The organism is Agrococcus sp. UYP33 (assembly GCF_054060915.1).
This window is the reverse complement of sequence record NZ_JBSSDR010000002.1, coordinates 100,792-113,372: the sequence shown is the minus strand read 5'-3', so window position 1 is coordinate 113,372 and position 12,581 is coordinate 100,792. Positions and strand designations below refer to the sequence as shown.

Sequence of the window (12,581 nt, the reverse complement as noted above, 5' to 3'; positions counted from 1 at the left end):
GGTCACTCCCGCCCGCGAGCGGTCACTCCCGCCCCCGAGCGGTCACTCCCGCCCCCGAGCGGTCACTCCCACGCCCGAGCGGTCACTCCCGCACCTGAGAGGTCACTCCCGCGCCCGAGCGGTCACTCGCGCACCTGACCCGCTAACCCGAGGGGCGCGGGTCCTTGGCGTCCGCACGACGGAGCGCCCGGCCCTCGCTTCCCGGATGCGCACCGCATCCACCGCACTCGCGACACGCTGCGCGCACGACTCACCCGCCGAGTGACCACTCACCCGCCGGAATGACCACTCACCCGCGGTCATGACCACGCACGTGCGCCAGCCGGCCGCACCAGGTCAGGCGATGGACGCCGGGCCCAGCAGGCTCTTCAGCTCGCCGAACAGGTCGCTCGAGACGCGCACCTGCTGCGGCAGCGCGAAGACCCGCTCGATGTCGGGGCGCTCGAGCGCGAGCCGCACGTCGGTCGGGCCGGCGTGCCGCTCGAGCAGGCCGCGCAGCTCGCGCATCGCGGTCATCGACGCGCGCCGCTCCGGGATGCGCAGCTCGAGCGGGCGGGTCTCGTCGACCGGCTGCACGTCCGGCGTGTCGATGCTGTTCGCGTGGATCGTGAAGCTGTCGTCGCGGGTGCGCACGCGGCCCCGCACGACCACCACCTGGTCGGCCTGCAGCGTGTGCCGGAACTCCGTGTAGCTCTTGCCGAGCACCATCACCTCGAGCTCGCCGCCGAAGTCCTGCAGCGCGAAGATGCCGTACGGGTTGCCGGAGTTGCGGGCGACGCGGTGCTGAACGCTCGTGACGAGCCCGGCGAGGATGACGGTGTCGCCGTCCTCGGCGGTCTCGGCGAGGTCCTGGATCTGGTGCGTCGCGTGCTTCGCGAGCTCGAGCTCGAGTCCCGCGAGCGGGTGGTCGGAGACGTAGAGGCCGAGCATCTCGCGCTCGAACGCGAGCTTGTCCTGCTTGCCCCACTCGGGCCGGTCCGGCACCCGGTCGGCGACCGTGTCGAGGTCGTCGAAGATGTCGCCGAAGAGGTCGACCTGGCCGTTCGCCTCGTTGCGCTTGATCGAGACGGCCGCGTCGACGGCATCCTCGTGGATCTCGAGCATCGCCCGCCGCGTGGCGCCCATGGTGTCGAACGCGCCCGACTTGATGAGCGACTCGACGGTCCGCTTGTTGGCGACCCCGAGCGGCACCTTCTTCAGGAAGTCGTGGAACGACGTGTAGGCGCTCTCGCGCTCGCGCGCCGCGATGATGCCCTCGACGACGCCCTCGCCGACGTTCCGCACGGCGCCGAGGCCGAAGCGGATGTCGTCGCCGACGGCGGTGAAGTAGAGCGTCGACTCGTTGACGTCCGGCGGCAGCACCGTGATGCCCATCCGCCGGCACTCCGACAGGTAGATCGCCATCTTGTCCTTGGAGTCGCCGACGCTCGTCAGCAGCGCCGCCATGTACTCCGCCGGGTAGTGCGCCTTGAGGTAGGCGGTCCAGTAGGAGATGACGCCGTAGGCGGCGGAGTGCGCCTTATTGAACGCGTAGTCCGAGAACGGCAGCAGCACGTCCCAGAGCGCCTTGACCGCGCCGGCCGAGTAGCCGCGCTCGAGCATGCCGCCCTCGAAGGCCGCGTACTGCTTGTCGAGCTCGGCCTTCTTCTTCTTGCCCATCGCGCGCCGCAGGATGTCGGCCTCGCCGAGCGTGTATCCGGCGACCTTCTGCGCGACCGCCATCACCTGCTCCTGGTAGATGATGAGGCCGTAGCTCTCCCCCAGGATCTCGGCGAGCGGCTCCTCGAGCTCCGGGTGGATGGGCGTGTTCTCCTGCAGCCCGTTCTTGCGCAGCGCGTAGTTCGTGTGCGAGTCGGCGCCCATGGGGCCGGGCCGGTAGAGCGCGATGACGGCCGAGATGTCGCCGAACGAGTCGGGCTTCATGAGCCGCAGCAGCGAGCGCAGCGGCCCGCCATCGAGCTGGAAGACGCCGAGGGTGTCGCCGCGCTGCAGCAGCTCGTAGGCGCCGCGGTCGTCGAGCGGCAGCGTCTCGAGGTCGATCTCCTCGCCGCGGTTCGCGCGGATGTTGTCGAGCGCGTCCGAGACGATCGTGAGGTTGCGGAGCCCCAGGAAGTCCATCTTGATGAGGCCGAGCGACTCGCACGCCGGGTAGTCGAACTGGGTGATGATCGCGCCGTCCTGCTCGCGCTTCATCACCGGGATGATGTCGATGAGCGGGTCGGACGACATGATGACGCCGGCCGCGTGCACGCCCCACTGGCGCTTGAGGTTCTCGAGCCCTCGCGCGGTCTCGAAGACCGTCTTCGCCTCCGCGTCCGTCTCGATGAGGGCGCGGATGTCGCCCGCCTCCTTGTAGCGCGGGTGGTCCGGGTCGAAGATGCCCGAGAGCGGGATGTCCTTGCCCATCACCGCGGGCGGCATCGCCTTCGTGAGCTTCTCGCCCATGCCGAAGGGGAAGCCCAGCACGCGCGACGAGTCCTTGAGCGCCTGCTTCGACTTGATCGTGCCGTAGGTGACGATCTGCGCGACGCGCTCCGATCCGTACTTCTCGGTGACGTAGCGGATGACCTCCGGCCGGCGCCGGTCGTCGAAGTCGATGTCGAAGTCGGGCATCGAGACGCGGTCGGGGTTGAGGAAGCGCTCGAAGATCAGGCCGTGCTCGAGCGGGTCGAGGTCGGTGATGCGCATCGCGTACGCGGCCATCGAGCCCGCGCCGGAGCCGCGGCCGGGGCCGACCCGGATGCCGTTGTCCTTCGCCCAGTTGATGAAGTCGGCGACGACGAGGAAGTAGCCGGGGAAGCCCATGTTCGAGATGACGTCCATCTCGTAGTCGGCCTGGCGGTGCACCTTCTCGGGCACGCCGCCCGGATAGCGGCGCTCGAGGCCGACCGCGACCTCGTGCCGGAACCAGGTGTCCTCGGTGTGGCCCTCCGGCACCGGGTAGCGCGGCATGTAGTTGGCCTGCTCGTCGAACGTGACGTCGCAGCGCTCGGCGATGAGCAGCGTGTTGTCGCACGCCTCTGGCATGTCGCGGAAGAGGTGCCGCATCTCGGCGGCCGACTTCACGTAGTAGCCGCCGCCCTCGAGCTTGAAGCGGTTCGGGTCGTCCATCGTCGAGCCCGACTGCACGCACAGCAGCGCCTCGTGGCTCTTCGCGTCCTCGGCGTGCGTGTAGTGCAGGTCGTTCGTCGCGAGCAGCGGCAGCTCGAGCCTGCGGCCGATCTCGAGCAGGTCCTCGCGCACGCGCTTCTCGATCTCGAGGCCGTGGTCCATGATCTCGAGGAAGTAGTGCTCGCGGCCGAACAGGTCGCGGTACGACGCGGCCGCCTCGACGGCGGCGTCGAACTGGCCGAGCCGCAGGCGCGTCTGCACCTCGCCGGAGGGGCAGCCGGTGGTCGCGATGAGGCCGCTCGAGTGGCGCTCGAGCAGCTCGCGGTCCATGCGCGGCTTGAAGTAGAAGCCCTCCATCGACGCGTACGACGAGAGTCGGAAGAGGTTCTTCAGCCCCTCGTCGTTCTCGGCGAGCAGCGTCATGTGCGTGTACGCGCCGCCGCCCGACACGTCGTCGCCCGAGGATGCGTCCTGGCCGCCCCACTTCACGCGCGTCTTGTCGGACCGGTGCGTGCCGGGCGTGATGTAGGCCTCGGTGCCGATGATGGGCTTCACGCCCTGCGCCCGCGCGGCCTTCCAGAACTCGTAGGCGCCGAAGACGTTGCCGTGGTCGGTCATCGCGACGGCCGGCATCCCCTGGTCGCCGACGGCCTTCATGAGCTCGCTGATGCGAGCTGCGCCGTCCAGCATCGAGTACTCGGTGTGGACGTGGAGGTGCGCGAAGGAGTCTGCCATGGCCCCTCGATCCTACGGGCGGGGGCCGACGCGACAGGCCGGGGTTACTCCTCCCGGAGCTGCTCGAGCGCGCCCGCGAGGTCGACGGGGTAGGTCGACTCGAAGACCACCTGCTCCCCCGTTCCGGGGTGCCGGAAGCCGAGCCGCATGGCGTGCAGCCACTGCCGCGAGAGGCCGAGCCGGGCGGCGACGGTGGGGTCGGCGCCGTACATCGTGTCGCCGAGGCACGGATGCCGGCGGGCTGCCATGTGCACGCGGATCTGGTGGGTGCGGCCAGTCTCGAGCTCGATCTCGAGCAGGCTGCCGCCGCGGTACGCCTCGAGCGTCTCGTAGTGGGTGATCGCGTGCTTGCCGCTCGACACCACCGCGAAGCGCCACTCGTGGCTCGGGTGGCGGCCGATCGGCGCGTCGATGGTGCCGGTGAGCGGATCCGGGTGGCCCTGCACGGCGGCGTGGTAGATCTTCTCGACCTCGCGGTCGTGGAACGCCGCCTTGAGCGCCGAGTAGGCGCGCTCGCTCTTCGCGACCACCATGAGCCCGCTCGTGCCGGCGTCGAGGCGGTGGACGACGCCCTGCCGCTCGGCGGCGCCCGACGTGGCGACCTGGAAGCCGGCGGCTGCGAGCGCGCCGACGACGGTCGGCCCCTGCCAGCCGACGCTCGGATGCGCCGCGACGCCTGCGGGCTTGTCGACCACCACGATGTCGTCGTCGTCGTGCACGATGCCGAGGTCCGGCACGGGCGTGGCGACGAGCCGGGGCTCCTCGCGCGGCCGCCAGCTGAGGTCGAGCCACGCGTCGGCACGCAGGCGGTCGGACTTGCCGAGCACCGTGCCGTCCTGGACGGCGCCGCCGTCGTCGAGCATCGTGACGACCGCGGTGCGCGACAGGCCGAGCAGCTTCGCGAGCCCGGCGTCGGCGCGGGTGCCGTCGAGCCCCGGCGGCACCTGCAGGAAGCGCGACTCCATCAGGGCCGGTCCTCCGGGTCGAGCGGCTGCGTCGCGTCGAGGTCGACCGGTCGCCGGCGCTTCGGCTCGTCCGTGCGGCGCACGCCGTCGAGCCCGATGTTCAGGAGCACGAGCAGCACGACGCCGATCATCGACGAGACGATGAAGATGTCGGCGATGTTGAAGATCGCCGGGAAGCCCCAGACCTGGATGAAGTCGATCACGTGCCCGACGAAGAAGCCGGGCTCGCGCGTCAGCCGGTCGGTGAGATTGCCGAGCGTGCCGCCGAGCAGGCCGCCGAACGCGATGGCCCAGAGCGGCGAGCGGATGCTGCGCAGCTGCGTGACGATGAAGACCACCACGGCGGCGGCCAGGATCGTGAAGATCCAGGTCGAGCCGGCCGCGAACGAGAACGCCGCGCCGGGGTTGCGGACGAAGTGCCACTGCAGCAGCTCGCCGAGCACCGGCCGCTGCTCGCCCTCCGCCATCGAGGCGAGGACCCACTCCTTCGCGAGCAGGTCGGCGCCCCAGACGACGACAGCGGTCCCGAGGACGAGGCCCAGCATCCGCCAGGCGGTCGACCTCGGGACCGTCGTGCTGTCGCCAGCCGTGCTGTCCTCAGGCAAGGAGCGCGCGCTCAGCTTCCGCCCTGGCCGCCGAAGGCGAGCGAGGACGAGCGGTCGAGGTCGCGGAGCTGGCTCTCGATGTAGCCGCGCAGCTTGAGGCGGTAGTCGCGCTCGAAGCTCTTGAGCTCGTCGATCTTCGCCTCGAGCGCGGTCTTCTGCTGCTCGAGCTTGCCCTTCTGGTCGTCGAACTCCTGCTCGAGCACGACCTTGCGCTGCCGGGCGTCGTCCTCGATCTGCTGCGCGGCGGCCTCGGCCGCGGCGATGAGCTCGTCGCGACGCTGCTCGCCCGCGGCGACGTGCTCGTCGTGCAGGCGTGTGGCGAGGGCGATGAGGCTGTTGGCCTCGGTGCTGCCGGCCGCGGCGGCTGCGGGCACCTCGGCGATCGGCGCGGGCTGCTCCTCCTGCTGCTGCTGGGGCTCTGCGGGCGCCTCGGCCGGCGCTGCGTCGCGCTCGGCGAGCTGCTGCTTGAGCTGCTCGTTCTCGGCGCGCAGGCCGTCGAGCTCTGCGGTGTCGACCGGTGCCTGGACGACCGGGGCGGCGACCTCGCCGCCGGACCGGAGCGTGGCGTTCTCGGCGCGGAGCGCGTCGTTCTCCTCGGTGAGGCGTCGCAGCTCCGTGACCACCTCGTCGAGGAAGTCGTCGACCTCGTCCTGGTCGTAGCCGTCGCGGAAGCGCGTCGTCTCGAAGCGCTTGTGGACGACGTCGTCAGGAGTCAGAGCCATGGCATGCCTTTCTTGCTCGGCTGCGGCCCCGATCGGGCCTGCAGCGCAGATTCACTGTACCCGTCGCGGACGGCGTGGTGACGATCCTAGCCCGAGGGCCCGATCCACCCCGGCGTCAGGCGAAGCGGAAGGGATTGACGATCGCGATGAGGATGATCAGCGCGAGCATGAGCACGAGCATCGCGAGGTCGAGCATGACCCCGCCGACGCGCACTGGCCGCACGACGCGGCGCACGAGGCGCAGCGGCGGGTCGGTCACGCGGAGGAGCCACACCGACAGCACGAGCCAGAAGCCCGAGGGCTTCCAGTCGCGCCGCAGCTGCCGCACCAGGTCGAGGATGATGCGCGCCCAGAGGATGTAGAGCGCGAGGTTCGCGGCGGTGTAGACGATCCACGCGAGGATCGAGACGAAGGGCACCCGTCAGTGCGCGAAGACGGCCGAGTCGGTGTCCTCGTCGACCGAGCGGCCGCCGGAGACGGCGATGTGCTCGGGCGTCAGCAGGTACACCTTCGTCGTGACGCGCTCGATGCGTCCCTCGAGCCCCTGCGTGAGGCCCGCGGAGAAGTCGATCAGCCGACGGGCGTCGCCGTCGGTCATCTGCGACAGGTTGATGATCACGGGGGTCCCGTCGCGGAACGCCTCCGCGATCGCCTTGGCATCCTTGTACTGGCGCGGGTGCACCGTCAGGATCTCGCTCATGTCGCTCACCTTCTGCGCCGGGCGGAGCTTGGTGACGGGCGCGCGACGCGGCTCCTCCACCCGCTCCCGCGGCTGCGGGGCACGGTCGTGCCGGTCCTGCTCCTCGGTCCGCTCAACAGGGCGGACCTCCTGGGTCAGCTCGTCCTCCTCGGCGAAGCCGAAGTAGATCGCCGCCTTCTTCAGTGCGTTGCTCATGGGTCCTCCTCGTGGCTGGATTCACGCTATCCGTCGGCCGGACGGTTTCCGGTGATTGCGGTGCCGATCCGCAGGTGTGTCGCGCCGTGCTCGAGCGCCTCGCGCCAGTCGGCGCTCATGCCTGCCGAGATCCACCGCGCATCGGGGTCGATGGCGCGCACGCGCTCCGCGTGGCGGGCGAGGCGCTCGAAGGCCCTGCCCGGCTCCTCGCCGAGCGGCGCGACCGCCATGACGCCGCGCAGGCGCAGCGCCGGCGAGGCGGCGACGCGCTCGGCGAGCGCGTCGAGGTCGGCCGGCGCGACGCCGCCGCGACCGGGATCGTCGGTGAGGTTGATCTGCACGAGCGCGTCGCGCTGCGGCCGCTCGTCGCCGCCCTCGAGCACCTCGACGAGCTCGGTCGAGTCGATCGAGTGCAGCACGTCGGCGTAGCGCGCGACCTGCCGCGCCTTGTTGCGCTGGAGCTGGCCGACGAAGTGCCACGTGAGCCCGAGGTCGGCGAGCTCCTCGGCCTTGTCGCGCGACTCGGGGTGCCTGCTCTCGCCGAAGTCGCGGTGCCCCGCCTCGGCGAGCTCGAGGACGAGCGCGGCGGGATGCCGCTTCGTCACCACGATCAGCGTGACGCCGCGCGCCCGGCGCGCGTCCTCGAGCTGCTCGAGGAACGCGGCCAGGCGCGCGGCGGGGGCGTCGGTCACGTCAGCGGAGGAAGTCGGGGAGGAACTCGTCCTCCTCCTCGTCCACCTGCGTGAGCGGCTGCACCGGACCGGTGAGGTGATCGGCGACCGGGGGCGTCGGGACGACCCGGCGCTCCGGCTCGGCCGCGGGCGTGCTCGAGCTCGCGGGGCGGAGCCCCATCTCGGTGCGCGCGGCGGTGCGGATGACGGAGTCGTCCTCCTTCGCCACCGGGCCGGGGCCGTCGAAGCCGGCGGCGATGACCGTCACCCGGACCTCGTCGCCGAGCGTGTCGTCGATGACCGTGCCGAAGATGATGTTCGCCTCGGGGTGCACGGCCTCCTGCACGAGCTTCGCCGCGTCGTAGGTCTCGTGGATGCCGAGGTTGCTGCCGGCCTGGATCGACAGCAGCACGCCGTGCGCGCCGTCGATCTTCGCCTCGAGCAGCGGGCTCGCGACCGCGAGCTCCGCAGCCTTGATGGCGCGGTCGGCGCCGCGCGACGAGCCGATGCCCATGAGGGCGCTGCCCGCACCCTGCATGACGCTCTTCACGTCGGCGAAGTCGACGTTGATGAGGCCCGGCGTGGTGATGAGGTCGGTGATGCCCTGGACGCCCGCGAGCAGCACCTGGTCGGCGGTCTCGAAGGCCTCGACCATCGAGATGCCCATGTCGCTGATCTCGAGCAGGCGGTCGTTCGGCACGACGATGAGCGTGTCGACCTCGTTCTTGAGCGCCTCGACGCCGGTCTCCGCCTGCTGCCGGCGACGGTTGCCCTCGAACGAGAACGGCTTCGTCACGACGCCGACGGTGAGCGCACCGAGGCTCTTCGCGATGCGCGCCACGACGGGTGCGCCACCGGTGCCGGTGCCGCCGCCCTCGCCCGCGGTCACGAAGACCATGTCGGCGCCCGCGAGCGCCTCCTCGATCTCCTCCGCGTGGTCCTCTGCTGCGCGACGGCCGACCTCGGGGTCGGCGCCCGCGCCGAGGCCCTTGGTGAGCTCGCGGCCGACGTCGAGCTTGACGTCGGCGTCGCTGAGCAGCAGCGCCTGCGCGTCGGTGTTGATGGCGATGAACTCGACGCCTCGCAGGCCGAGATCGATCATGCGGTTCACGGCGTTCACGCCGCCGCCGCCCACGCCGACCACCTTGATGACGGCGAGGTAGTTGTTGTTGGAAGTCACGGTTCCGGCCCCTCGATCGAAGTCTCAACCTCTAGTTGAAGTTTAGAGAATTCCTCACTTCATGTTGACGAGGACGACGCTACGGGCGGGGGCGGCATGCGCTCGGGAGCGACTCGGTGTGTCGCGACCCGATCTCGCAAGAAAAAGAATCGTCAGGTTCGAGCGGGCTCAGGAGCCGCGCACGACCGGGTGCTCGGGGGCGCGCACGTCGAGCACGCGGGCGACCGCGGGGTCCTGCGTCGCGAGCAGCGCGGCGACCACGTCGGCCTTGAGCCGGCTCTCGTCGGCACCGCCCCACTGCACGACCTGCCCGCTCGCGAGGGTCAGGCGGATGTCCGAGGGAGAGCCCGCCTCGATCGTCTGCGTGGCGGAGAGCACCTCGGTCGGCACCGACACGAGCACGCTCGCGACGGCGTCGAACTCCTCGCTCCCCGGCTCGATCCCGACGAGCCGCGGCAGCGACCCGGTGTCGGCGGCCACGCCCCCGAGCACCACGCCCGCGGCGTCGATCACGGCCTCGCCCCCGTCGCCGGGCACGATCGCGACCGGCCGGCGCTCGACGATGTGGACGATGACGGTCGACGGCGGCACGACCTCGAGCCGGAACGACTCCACCTGCGGGATGGCCTGCAGCCGCTCGGCGACGCCCGCCTCGGTGACGGTGGCGATCGGCTCGCCGACGCTGTCGGCGAGCGCCGCCTGCACGGCAGCCGGGTCCAGCCGCTCGGCGCCCTCGACGCGCACGTCGCGCACCGACATCAGCGGCGACCACACGAGCCCGACGAGCAGCAGCAGCGCGAGCACGAGCCCGCCGACGCTCAGCAGCGCCGTGCGCAGCTGGCGGCGACGGCCGGCGGTGAAGCGCCGCACCTCCGCCCGCTCGCTGCGGACGCGCGCGCGCCGCGCCTGCGCGGCGGCACGCCGGGCCTCGCGGGCCTCCTCGCGCTCGTCGGCGCGCTGCGCCTTCTGGGCGGCGCGCCACGCGCGGTCGACGCGCTGGGCGTGCGAGCCGCGCTCGGGCACGGGCTCGGCCGCGGGCTCGACGACCGGCTCGTCGTCGAGGTCGGCGTAGGCACTCAGCGCCCAGCGTCGCTGCGGCGGCTCCGCGTCCTCGGCGGGCATCACGGCGGGATCCACGACCGGGCCGCGCGGCGACGCGCCCGGCTCCGCCTGCTCGGCCGGCTCGTCGAGCCGGTCGAACCCGTCAGGTCGCCTCACGCGCCGTCGCCCACCTCGAGCGCCGACAGCACCTGCGGGATGATCCGGTAGACGTCGCCGCACGAGAGCGTGACGATGATGTCGCCCTCGCGCGCGATCGCCGCGGCCCGCTCGGCGGCCTGCTGCCAGTCGGGCAGGAAGTCGACGTCGCTCGGGTCCTCGAAGCGCTCCGCGACGAGCGCGCCGGTGACGCCCGGGATGGGGTCCTCGCGCGCGCCGTAGACGTCGAGCACGACCGTGTGGTCGGCGACCCGCTCGTAGACGGCGGCGAAGTCGCCCGCCATGTCGCGGGTGCGCGAGTAGAGGTGCGGCTGGTGGATCGCGATGATGCGGCCGTCGCCGATGACGGTGCGGGCCGCGGTGAGCGCGGCGTCGACCTCGGCGGGGTGGTGCGCGTAGTCGTCGAAGACGCGCACGCCGCGCCGCTCGCCGTGCAGCTCGAAGCGGCGGCCGGTGCCGCGGAAGGCCGCGAGCGCCCTGGCGCCGTCGACCGGCGCGACGCCCATGGCGACGAGCGTCGCGAGCGCACCGGCGGCGTTCACGGCGTTGTGCCTGCCGGGGACGCCCGCCTCGAGCTCGAAGCGCTCCCCCGCGATCTCGACGGTGCACGACGCGACGGCGCCCACGCGGATGTCGACGATGCGCACGTCGGCGCCCTCGGCCTCGCCGAAGGTGATGACGCGCTCGTGGCGCATGAGCGCGCGCACGCGCTGCGCGCCGGGGTCGTCCGCCGAGATGACGACCGCCTCGCTCGCGCGGTCGGCGAACTCGGCGAACGCGGCGTCGAACGCCTCCGGCGTGCCGTAGTGGTCGAGGTGGTCGGTGTCGATGTTCGTGATGAGCGCGACCGCGACGTCGTAGAGCAGGAACGAGCCGTCGGACTCGTCGGCCTCGAGCACGAACGCGTCGGAGGTGCCGTGGCCGCTCGAGGCGTCGAGGCCGCCGATGACGCCGCCGTTCACGAAGCCCGCGTCGATGCCGAGCCCGTGCAGGCCGACGACGAGCATCCCGGTCGTGGTCGTCTTGCCGTGGGCGCCCGCGACGGCGATGACGCGCTTGCCGCGCGCGAGCACGTGCAGCGCCTGCGAGCGGTGCAGCACGGGCACGCCGCGCTCGCGGGCGGCGACGAGCTCGGGGTTGTCGGGCCACAGCGCGCTCGTGACGACGACGGCGTCGACCTCGGCGGGCAGGTGCGCGGCGTCGTGGCCGATGCCCACGGACGCGCCGCGCTCGACGAGCCGGTCGACGGTGGCGGAGCCCGAGCGGTCCGAGCCCGACACGGCGATGCCGGCGTCGAGCATCATGTGCGCGATGCCCGACATGCCCGAGCCGCCGATGCCGATGAAGTGCACCCGCTCGATCGTCTCCGGGATCGGCTGGGTGAGGTCCGGTTCGATCACGACTGCCTCCTCGTGGCTGCGGCCCGTTCGATGAGGTCGCTCATCCGGTCGCTGCCGTCCGTCGCGCCGGCTCCCGCGCTCGCGGTGGCCATCGTGGCGATGGCGTCTGCGTCCCGCAGCAGCGGCACGAGCCGTGCGCGCACCCATTCTGCCGTGAACTCGGCGTCGGCGACGAGCAGTGCGCCACCAGCGGAAACCTGATCGGCCGCGTTCATCCCCTGCTCGCCGTTGCCGTACGGCAGCGGCACGTAGACCGCGGGGAGGCCGACGGCCATGAGCTCCGACACCGTGAGGCTGCCGGCGCGGCAGACGACGAGGTCAGCGGCGGCGAGCGCGAGGTGCATGCGGTCGAGGTACTCGATCGCGACGTAGTGCGGCACCCGGGCGGGCTCGAAGTCGGTCTGCCGCCCGCCGGAGAGGTGCAGCACCTGCCAGCCGGCGTCGACGATGTCGGGGGCGGCGGCGACGATCGCGCGGTTGATCGAGCGCGCGCCCTGCGAGCCGCCGGTGACGAGCAGCGTGGGCCGCGCGGGGTCGAGGCCCAGCTCGACGCACGCGTCGTCGTGCAGGCCCGCCCGGTCGAGGCCGGTGATCTCGGGGCGCAGCGGCATGCCGACGAGCTCGCCCTCGAGCCTGGTCGACCGGTACGAGAGACCGACGAAGTCGGTCCAGCGCGCGCCGAGCAGGTTGGCCATGCCCGGCTTCGCGTTCGCCTCGTGGATGACGATCGGCACGCGCTCGAGCCGCGCGGCGCGGTAGGCGGGCGCGGACGCGTAGCCGCCGAAGCCGACGACGACGTCGATCCGACGCTCACGGATGAGCGCCCGCACGTCGCGGACGGCGCGCCGCCAGCGCGCGGGGAAGCGCAGCGCGGCGAGGTCGGGCCGACGCGGGAAGGGCAGCTTCTCGATCGTCACGAGCTCGAGCCCGGCGCGCGGGACGAGCTCGCGCTCGAGCCCCTCGCGGGTGCCCAGCACGACGAGCTCGGCGTCGGGGTGCCGCTCGCGCAGCCGCTGCGCGGTCGCGAGCAGCGGGTTGACGTGGCCGGCGGTCCCTCCGCCGGCGAGCAGGACGCGCAC

The 12,581-nt window shown here is 72.0% G+C and carries 11 protein-coding genes; all 11 read right to left on the bottom strand.

What is annotated here, in order from left to right:
* Positions 1–336: 336 nt before the first annotated feature.
* Positions 337–3,846: a DNA polymerase III subunit alpha gene (gene dnaE / locus ACVWW9_RS10770; RefSeq protein WP_456515506.1), complete on the bottom strand. Its 3,510-nt coding sequence runs from the start codon at positions 3,844–3,846 to the stop codon at positions 337–339.
* Between the two features lie 44 nt (positions 3,847–3,890).
* Positions 3,891–4,811 (bottom strand): RluA family pseudouridine synthase, encoded by a 921-nt coding sequence (locus ACVWW9_RS10765; protein WP_456515505.1) that lies wholly within the window; start codon positions 4,809–4,811, stop codon positions 3,891–3,893.
* Positions 4,811–5,416 (bottom strand): signal peptidase II, encoded by a 606-nt coding sequence (lspA, locus tag ACVWW9_RS10760; protein ID WP_456515504.1) that lies wholly within the window; start codon positions 5,414–5,416, stop codon positions 4,811–4,813. The genes ACVWW9_RS10765 and lspA overlap by 1 nt, the downstream gene beginning before the upstream one ends.
* An 11-nt stretch (positions 5,417–5,427) precedes the next feature.
* Complete coding sequence (locus ACVWW9_RS10755; RefSeq protein WP_456515503.1) at positions 5,428–6,138, bottom strand: DivIVA domain-containing protein; 711 nt, start codon at positions 6,136–6,138, stop codon at positions 5,428–5,430.
* Between the two features lie 115 nt (positions 6,139–6,253).
* Positions 6,254–6,556, bottom strand: a complete 303-nt coding sequence (locus tag ACVWW9_RS10750; protein ID WP_211333853.1) for a YggT family protein — start codon at positions 6,554–6,556, stop codon at positions 6,254–6,256.
* A gap of 3 nt (positions 6,557–6,559) precedes the next feature.
* On the bottom strand, positions 6,560–7,033 hold the full coding sequence (locus tag ACVWW9_RS10745; protein ID WP_123697635.1) for a cell division protein SepF: 474 nt from the start codon (positions 7,031–7,033) through the stop codon (positions 6,560–6,562).
* Between the two features lie 26 nt (positions 7,034–7,059).
* Entirely contained in the window at positions 7,060–7,725 is a 666-nt protein-coding gene (locus tag ACVWW9_RS10740) for a YggS family pyridoxal phosphate-dependent enzyme (RefSeq protein ID WP_456515502.1), read from the bottom strand.
* Between the two features lies 1 nt (position 7,726).
* The gene (gene ftsZ, locus ACVWW9_RS10735) at positions 7,727–8,884 is read right to left on the bottom strand and encodes a cell division protein FtsZ (RefSeq protein ID WP_245989851.1); all 1,158 of its coding nucleotides are present in this window, start codon (positions 8,882–8,884) and stop codon (positions 7,727–7,729) included.
* A 168-nt stretch (positions 8,885–9,052) separates the two neighbouring features.
* Positions 9,053–10,102, bottom strand: coding sequence for a cell division protein FtsQ/DivIB (locus ACVWW9_RS10730; protein ID WP_456515501.1), 1,050 nt, complete (start codon positions 10,100–10,102; stop codon positions 9,053–9,055).
* Entirely contained in the window at positions 10,099–11,502 is a 1,404-nt protein-coding gene (murC, locus tag ACVWW9_RS10725; RefSeq protein WP_456515500.1) for a UDP-N-acetylmuramate--L-alanine ligase, read from the bottom strand. The genes ACVWW9_RS10730 and murC overlap by 4 nt, the downstream gene beginning before the upstream one ends.
* On the bottom strand, positions 11,499–12,581 hold the full coding sequence (locus tag ACVWW9_RS10720) for a UDP-N-acetylglucosamine--N-acetylmuramyl-(pentapeptide) pyrophosphoryl-undecaprenol N-acetylglucosamine transferase (RefSeq protein ID WP_354261334.1): 1,083 nt from the start codon (positions 12,579–12,581) through the stop codon (positions 11,499–11,501). Before ACVWW9_RS10720 ends, murC begins: the two co-directional genes overlap by 4 nt.

What these genes read in the sequence shown, in the direction of transcription:
- dnaE (WP_456515506.1), bottom strand. Translation starts at nt 3,846, where the DNA reads ATGGCAGACTCCTTCGCGCACCTCCACGTCCACACCGAGTACTCGATG.
- ACVWW9_RS10765 (WP_456515505.1), bottom strand. Translation starts at nt 4,811, where the DNA reads ATGGAGTCGCGCTTCCTGCAGGTGCCGCCGGGGCTCGACGGCACCCGC.
- ACVWW9_RS10755 (WP_456515503.1), bottom strand. Translation starts at nt 6,138, where the DNA reads ATGGCTCTGACTCCTGACGACGTCGTCCACAAGCGCTTCGAGACGACG.
- ACVWW9_RS10745 (WP_123697635.1), bottom strand. Translation starts at nt 7,033, where the DNA reads ATGAGCAACGCACTGAAGAAGGCGGCGATCTACTTCGGCTTCGCCGAG.